The sequence below is a fragment of the Neobacillus drentensis genome, assembly GCF_036965245.1.
Taxonomy (GTDB): domain Bacteria; phylum Bacillota; class Bacilli; order Bacillales; family Cytobacillaceae; genus Neobacillus; species Neobacillus drentensis_G.
On sequence record NZ_JBALPG010000065.1, the window covers coordinates 4,090 to 11,921 of the forward strand.

Annotated in this window: 6 protein-coding genes; 2 read left to right on the plus strand and 4 right to left on the minus strand. The window is 36.4% G+C overall.

Going from position 1 to position 7,832, the window contains the following annotated elements:
* Positions 1 to 258: 258 nt before the first annotated feature.
* A complete protein-coding gene (locus tag V7150_RS14900; RefSeq protein WP_335519672.1) occupies positions 259 to 837 on the minus strand; it encodes a TetR/AcrR family transcriptional regulator in 579 nt (192 codons plus the stop codon).
* Positions 838 to 1,101: 264 nt separating this feature from the next.
* Here V7150_RS14900 and V7150_RS14905 point away from each other — a divergent pair, with 264 nt between their 5' ends.
* Positions 1,102 to 2,295 (plus strand): MFS transporter, encoded by a 1,194-nt coding sequence (locus V7150_RS14905; RefSeq protein ID WP_335519676.1) that lies wholly within the window; start codon positions 1,102 to 1,104, stop codon positions 2,293 to 2,295.
* 815 nt (positions 2,296 to 3,110) lie between these two features.
* On the opposite strand, the gene V7150_RS14910 is transcribed toward V7150_RS14905, so the two are convergent.
* Positions 3,111 to 4,514: a C69 family dipeptidase gene (locus tag V7150_RS14910; RefSeq protein ID WP_335519679.1), complete on the minus strand. Its 1,404-nt coding sequence runs from the start codon at positions 4,512 to 4,514 to the stop codon at positions 3,111 to 3,113.
* A gap of 628 nt (positions 4,515 to 5,142) precedes the next feature.
* Here V7150_RS14910 and V7150_RS14915 point away from each other — a divergent pair.
* Positions 5,143 to 5,583 (plus strand): YaiI/YqxD family protein, encoded by a 441-nt coding sequence (locus V7150_RS14915; protein WP_335519682.1) that lies wholly within the window; start codon positions 5,143 to 5,145, stop codon positions 5,581 to 5,583.
* A gap of 177 nt (positions 5,584 to 5,760) precedes the next feature.
* Here V7150_RS14915 and V7150_RS14920 read toward each other — a convergent pair whose 3' ends face one another.
* Positions 5,761 to 5,922, minus strand: a complete 162-nt coding sequence (locus V7150_RS14920) for a DUF3934 domain-containing protein (RefSeq protein ID WP_251528308.1) — start codon at positions 5,920 to 5,922, stop codon at positions 5,761 to 5,763.
* Between the two features lie 279 nt (positions 5,923 to 6,201).
* Complete coding sequence (locus V7150_RS14925; RefSeq protein WP_335519685.1) at positions 6,202 to 7,680, minus strand: Lsa family ABC-F type ribosomal protection protein; 1,479 nt, start codon at positions 7,678 to 7,680, stop codon at positions 6,202 to 6,204.
* Positions 7,681 to 7,832 lie beyond the last annotated feature (152 nt).

The following is a 7,832-nucleotide window of genomic DNA, read 5'->3' on the forward strand; positions in this document are numbered from 1 at the left end:
TCATGGTAGTTTAAGTGAAGGTTTTCACAATATCTTCAACCATAATAATTTTCTTCAAATATGTTATTCGAGAATATGGCCCGATTGTGGAACAGAAAAAATCCTGAATATTAACACAGGATTTTTAATCAAATTTTATAATAAATTATCAATCTTTATTTTAAATAATCAAACTTTGTTTTAAATGATCAATCTACCCTTAGATGATGAAAATTGAGATATATTAGTTTCCTCCTTAAGACGAATCAAATTTACGACTTAGGTCGAACGAATTCCTTCAAAAGCGTTTAATACTAATTGTTGCACATAGGGTTCGTGCAACGTTTCACCTGTCACAAGCAAACGATAGAAAATCGGTCCGTAAATTAAATCAATGCATATGTCAATGTCGAGACTTTTTTTCAATTCCCCGCGTTGAACCCCTTTCTCCAAAAGACTCCTTGCTTCAAGTCGGCGGGGACGGAAATATCGAGCACGATAGGCCTCTGCCAATCCTGAATCAAACTGTCCTTCTCCTAATAACTGCGTAATAATGGTCCCCTCCCGACTGGTCAAAAACCGGGTTAAATTTGTGGCGTGAATTAGAATATCATTATATGCCGAACCCGTATCAGGCACGGGCAATCTTTCCGAGGCGGCATAAAGGAAACCATCCATCACCACAGCAGCCTTGTTTGGCCACCATTTATAAATCGTGGCTTTGCTAACTTGGGCACAATCAGCAATTTTATCAACTGTGACAGCTTGAAAGCCATTTTCCAACAATAATTCATAAGACGCGGAAAGGATTGACTTTTGCGCTTCTACATTACGCGGCCTGCCTCTTTTACCATTCATCGTAATAATCACCTTTCTTCCGAAAACAATAAACTATACGTTCAGTATATCAATTATATACAAATAAAGAAAGTTGAAGTCACCTATTTACAAAACTAAACGTTCAGTATATTATATTGTTATTCGATTTATATACTATACGTTCAGTATTTAGAAGGAAGGAAGACTTAACATGAGGAGTAATCCGCATGACATTGTAATTGTCGAGAACTAATGAAGTTACTGACTGTAGATCATTATATTTTTTATAAGGAGTTGTTCAAAATGACTGATTTAAAAAAACAAACAATCGAGAAAAGCATCCCTACGTGGTTAACCATACTTCTGGCTACCGCATGTGGTATCATTGTAGCTAATCTTTACTATGCGCAGCCCTTGGTTGGGGTAATCAGCTCATCAATCGGGCTGTCACCAAACAGCTCTGGCTTCATAGTCACGTTAACACAGATCGGTTACGTAGTCGGCTTGCTGTTTATCGTGCCTATGGGAGATATTGTTGAAAATCGAAAGCTAATTGTAGTATCTTTACTATTCACAGCAGTTGCTCTTGCAATTACTGCAGTGTCGAAACAAGCTATGCTGTTCTTAGTCGCTTCGTTTATAATCGGTTTTGGTTCGGTCGCTACGCAAGTACTCGTACCTTTTGCGTCATATCTTGCATCCGAATCTTCACGCGGTCGTGTTGTCGGCAATGTCATGAGCGGTTTGTTACTTGGAATCATGCTCTCTCGTCCTTTGTCGAGCTTGATAGCTGACTTTTTTGGCTGGCATGCCGTATTCGCTTTGTCTGCAACAGCTGTTATTATTTTGGCTATCGTACTTTCGAAGGTGTTACCTACAAGAAAGCCTTCAACGGACACACGCTATGCAGCTCTACTCGGTTCTATGTGGCACTTGCTGCGAACAACACCGATATTACGCCGTCGGGCTGCATATCATGCATGTGTGTTTGCGTCTTTTAGCTTATTTTGGACAACAGTTCCACAACTGTTATCTAGCCCTGCCTTTCATTTTTCTCAGAAAGGTATTGCGTTGTTCGCGCTTGTTGGTGTCGCGGGGGCGTTAGCTGCGCCCCTGGCAGGACGAATAGCCGACCGCGGTTTGACTAGACCCGCAACAGGAATAGCACTCCTTACTGTCGTCTTTTCTCTTTTATTACCGCTTATTGTCCAAACTAGCTCACCCATCGGAATAGCTGTTCTCGTCGTTTCATCGCTACTATTGGACGCCGGGGTATCCGCAAATCTTGTACTCGGACAACGCGCGCTTTTCTCGCTGAATCCGGAAATTCGTAGTCGTCTAAATGGGCTTTTCATGGCTATTTTCTTTTTTGGTGGTGCAATTGGATCCGCAATTGGGGGATGGGCATACGCCGTGGGAGGATGGAGTACTACATTATGGATTGGAATAGCTTTCCCAGTAGTTGCCATACTTTATTTTGCCACAGAGAAGAAGTAGTTCTATGATAGTCTTCTTTTTGTGGTGTATTAGCAGTCAGGAGAGAGGCCTGGCTGCTTTTTTGCTATTAAATAAGTTTCAGTTACTTAACATAAGTTAGCTATGGTTATATATTATATATGTATCATTCATATACAAAACAATAAAATTATCATTATTTTAAAGCTTTCTAAACTAATCTCCCTTTAGTAAATAAGCGTTCCTGCTTATTACAGAAACGTCCCCAAAAGTTGAAGAAATTCAAATGAGAATGTTTAAACAACTTTATTATATTTTAAACGGCTTTATTGTAAATTAAACAACTTTAATATCTCTGCACACACATCCGTTTTTCCGATACGATTACTTGTACCTTTTTCTTCAATAAGTCCATAAAACTCCTACTAATCTTTATTAAAAGTTCTTGTTCAAGTCTTGCACCCGTTAGTTCAACAAGATTTTATCGATATATCAATCTTATTTTTTAGACATCCTTTTAAAAAATAAGTAAGACAATGAGAAAATAACCATGTATAATGCCCAACCAATAAAAGTATCACCTCTCCTGACTGCTAATACATCACTTAAAGAGGCCGGTTTACTATTAATGACTGAATCGTTATTTGCAAGTGGATTTTCAGTTATTGTTGGGTTAGAACCTTTGACTCACAATTTCATAATTGGAGGTACTCTTACTTTTTGTGGCTTGCTGATAATGCAGATTGATATTACCAAGTTCAGCCTTTATCCAAGCAGAAGTCGAAATAGACCAATAGAATAACTATTATAAGTTATAAAGAAAGACCAATGGCATATCTCTATTGGTCTTTTGTTCTCTAATCGTTTAAAGAATAACGCAGCTTCATTTGTGTAGTTCCTAAATCTACCATGTCTCCTAAGAGCTTTTTCGCATTTTTTAGTGAAATTTCGGCCATCTGCTCATTAATTGCTTCTAAATAGGCAAGTACATCTTTCCGATTGGTAGCTTCTTGGTCTGCTTTTATCTGGATTGCACGGCAAGCAGCGACAGTATTTTGTTCGAAACTAGCTTCAAGATCGCTGTATAAATCATAATTAGCGTCACCGATAAGCGCCATTGTTCGACTTAACCAATAAATAGTATTGGGGTCAAAAGTTTCCGTTGTGTTACGGTAACATGCAGGTGTGTTGGAAACATTCGCATAAAAAGGTATCACAGAGTTGAAAGTATTAGGACCAAAAGCTAGCCAATGGACTCCTACGATTTCTGTCGGCACGTCATTTCGAATTTGCAAAATATGTGTTTCTAGGTTTCGATTGATTCCAATTGGACGATATAAATTCTTTTCAGTCTCATTACCGTTTCCATAGGGATCAAATTGAGTGTTTTGAAAATGTGAACTTAATGCCCACTTGAAGTCTTCTACAGAAATTTTGCGGTTCGCATGACAAATAAAAGGTAAGTCATGATCTGTAGGAGATTTTTCGATCTCTGGATTGAAGTGTTTTTGGACGTACCAAGCTCTAGGGTTATTGTATCGAGTGTCTTTAATTGTAGCACTGCCAAAAATGTGTCGTAAGTTCACTCCATCAAAATTAGGATTTAAATGGAATTTTTCGATAAGCTCAGGTAAATCGTCAGAATATAGAGTTTCAGTAGAATCAAAGTCAAAATGATCAATATTAAAACGATTTGGGGCGATAACATAAGCATCATCTGGTATTCGTATCGCTGCCCAATGGTGACCTCCGATAGTTTCTAAATACCATATTTCATCACTGTCAGCAAAGGCAACACCATTTGGCTCATAAGCGCCATATTTTTCCAATAACTTTCCCAAACGAATTACACCGTCTTTAGCCGAGTGAATATATGGTAAAACAATAGTCAGAATGTCAGCTTCTCCGATGCCGCTTTTTTCTAACGGATCAATTCCCAAAATACGAGCATTCGTAGTAATAGTTTCAGTAGCAGTCATTGCGACGTTAATACTATTGATTCCAGCGCCTGCCCAAATACCGTAGGCGTCGTCAGCATCTGGAGTTGACGTGTAACGTAGCGGATTGTCAGGTAACGGAATCTCTACTCCACTTACAACTGAATGGAAGACTTTCGGTTGGTCTTCTGGATTAATTACAATAAATTTTTGTGGGTATAATGATTCACTCCCATCTTCATTTCTTGCAATTAGGGTAGAACCATCGATAGATGCTTTTTTTCCAACCAAGATCGTAGTACATGAACCAATTTTTCTTTTCATTTACATCAACCCCCTTTCTTTTTCCTTATTTTAAAGTAAATTTTAGATTATAGCGAGCTTACATATTTCTTAAAAGGAATAAATGTTTTATTTGATTTCAAGCCTTTTGTGTCTTTTGTTTTGCTCAAACTTTATTCTAAAATTTTTTGTCAGAAACTTGTTAATTGTTTACCAATGACACAATTTTACCTTGTTTAAGCAAACAAACCTCAAATTTATTTAAGAACAGCTACTTGCAAAATCCCTTATCCAAATTCACTAATCCAGTCCCTTCCCTACATTTTTTTATCCATATTATAACAAAAAAATCATAATACTTGTTTCACTAACCTCCCGTTACTTCAATAAGAAAAGCCGCCTAAACGGCAGCTAGATCTTCAACTATTGCACCCTATAGTTTAAGTAGAAACCTTCACAATCTTTTCTACACTTTAACATAATCCATTCCCTTAAATATGAGGGTTCCAGAATCTGGATTATTAAGAAAAGAAGCCTTCTTATTAGAGAAAAGCGCCCTTTAATAGAACAACTGTATTTTAATGATTTTAGGTAAACCATCTTTATCGTTTGACAAAGGCTAAATTTGCCATTATCATCAACTCAAACATATTTATGGGGAGAGGTAAAGATGAAAATTTATGTTGATGCAGATGCTTGTCCGGTAAAAGATATCATTATCTCTGAGGGTACGAATGCTGAAATTCCTGTTATCCTTGTTACTAGCTTTTCTCATTTTTCTAATGCGGAACAACCATCAGGAGTGGAAATCATTTATGTTGATTCTGGAGCAGATGCTGCGGATTATCGGATTATGAAGTTAGCAGAAAAAGGAGATATAATCGTTACGCAAGATTATGGTCTTGCTTCGCTAGGTTTAGCAAAAGGGTGTGCGGTACTTCACCATAATGGGTCTAGCTATACAAATGAAAACATTGACCTATTATTACAAACACGTTATTTGAGTGCAATGGCTCGAAAAAGCGGAAAGCGTACAAAGGGGCCAAAACCATTTACATCAGAAGATAGGGAGAAATTTAAGGGGCTTTTTAAAAGAGCGATTTCACATTAAAAAAGAACCGTTCATTTTTAAGAAAAACCTAGAAAAATTAATTGTGACAAATATTAAAATAACCTGCCCCGTTAGCTGAAAAAACAAAAAAGCGAACTCCTTTAAAGGAGCTCGCACACGTTGGGTCTTTAAATAATTGTATTTATTCAGCATTCGCTATATTTCGGATAAGTGACTTTAACTATTGCTCGTGGGGTCATTTTCAACATCCGTTTTTTTTGTACCTTTACTTATATAAGGTTTTGCACTCTTTTTTTTGTTTGCACTAGCTTGCCAACGATTCCAACCCTTCTTGTCTGTTCCTCTCCCGGTTCCACCTTTTCCTTTAGCTTTACTCATAAAATCACCCCATTATTATTCTAGGTTGAGTTACCTATCTGGTTAGTTTTAGTCATTTTACTCGGTTATTAACCAAGCATATTGCAATAAATAACATCCTTCCAGTCACCCATATTATTGTGTAGAGACAATAAACTAATATCGACTTCACGGAATTTCCTTTTTTCACTAAACTCCCTTTTATTGAAGAAGAAAAGGGTTTTACTCTTTATTAAAGTAAAGCACCCTATAGTTTAATAACCTGATTTACTGATTATATCTTCAATTCTTCATATTTAACTACATAGATATAGTTTTTGTTGCAACTGTTTGTTGAAATGCCTGATCATGCTCAACAATAACCATTGTGGGATTAAATCTTTGAATAAGCTCTTCAATCTGCATGCGCGAATAAATATCAATAAAATTTAACGGTTCATCCCAAATATATAAATGAGCTTTTTCACATAAACTTTTGGCTATAAGCAGCTTTTTCTTTTGTCCACCAGAATAATGAGATATATCTTTCTCAAATTGAATTCGGTCAAAATCCATTTTACGTAGGATGGATTTAAATAACGTTTCATCAATCTCATGCTCTTCAATAAAGTCCGATAACAGTCCCTTTAAATGAGAAGTATCTTGTTGGACATAGGAAATGATAAGGCCTGAACCTAAATTCATTGAGCCTGTATGCTGTATCGGATTTCCTTGAATTAGTTTTAGGATACTACTTTTTCCGCTTCCATTCTTTCCATCAAGTACAATTCGGTCACCTTGTTCAACTGTAAAGCTTATTGGCTTATTCACTATTTGGTCATCGTACTTAACAGACACATCAGCCAAAACAATCAATTCAATTGACTGAAATTCCAATGGTTCTAATTTTAATGACTCGTTTTTTTCCACATTTTTTAGCAGTCCTGACTTTTCCTCAATAGCTTTTTGTTGCCTTGATTCAAGGTTCTTTGCTCTCTTCATCATCTTTGCCGCTTTATGTCCTACAAAACCCTTGTCCAGCTTAGAACCCGAATTCGTTGTCCCATTTTTGGAAGCTTCCACTTGATTAGACCAACCTGCTGAACGCTTTGAAGACTGTTTTAATCTCCCTATGTCTTTTTGTAGACGCTGATTTGTTGCCTCTTCGTTTTCCTGCTGTCTATCAAAATTTAACTTCCAAGAAGAAAAGTTACCACTTTGAACTTCAATATTTGCTCTATTTATAGATAAGATATGGTCAACGCATCCATCTAAAAAGATTCTGTCATGTGAAATTAAAATAAACCCTTTTTTCTTCCTTAGATAATCAGAGACCATCTTTCGTGCATCAGTGTCTAGATGATTGGTTGGCTCATCAATTAATAGAAATTGACCCTCATTCAAAAAAAGTGCAGCAAGCAACACCTTTGTTTGTTCTCCATTTGATAATGTTTTAAATGGTCGGTACATGACCTCGACATCAACATTTAGATAAGATATTTCACGAAGATATTCCCAATCCTCTGCTTGAGGGCAAATTTCTTCAAAGATTTCATAAGTATACTTGTTTTTATCCGAAACTGGATAAGGGAAATAATTAAATTCTACCGAAGAAATTATTTTCCCACTATACTCATAATTTCCAAATAATAAATTAAAGAATGTTGTTTTACCTCGTCCATTTCTACCGATAAATCCAAGTTTCCAATCCGTATCTATTTGAAAGTTCACACCTTCAAAAATATTGTCAAAGCTACCTGGATAAGCAAAAGTTAAGTCTTGAACTTGTATCATTGACATGATAATTCCTCCTTTGTATATCAATACTTTTTACTTTTTATACAAAGTCGGCACATCCATCTACACTCAATTTCTCCGTATAAGTTTGATGGATATTAACGACTTATACGGAGTATTACATGCGTAACAATAGTGTCTGAATTGCTCATTTC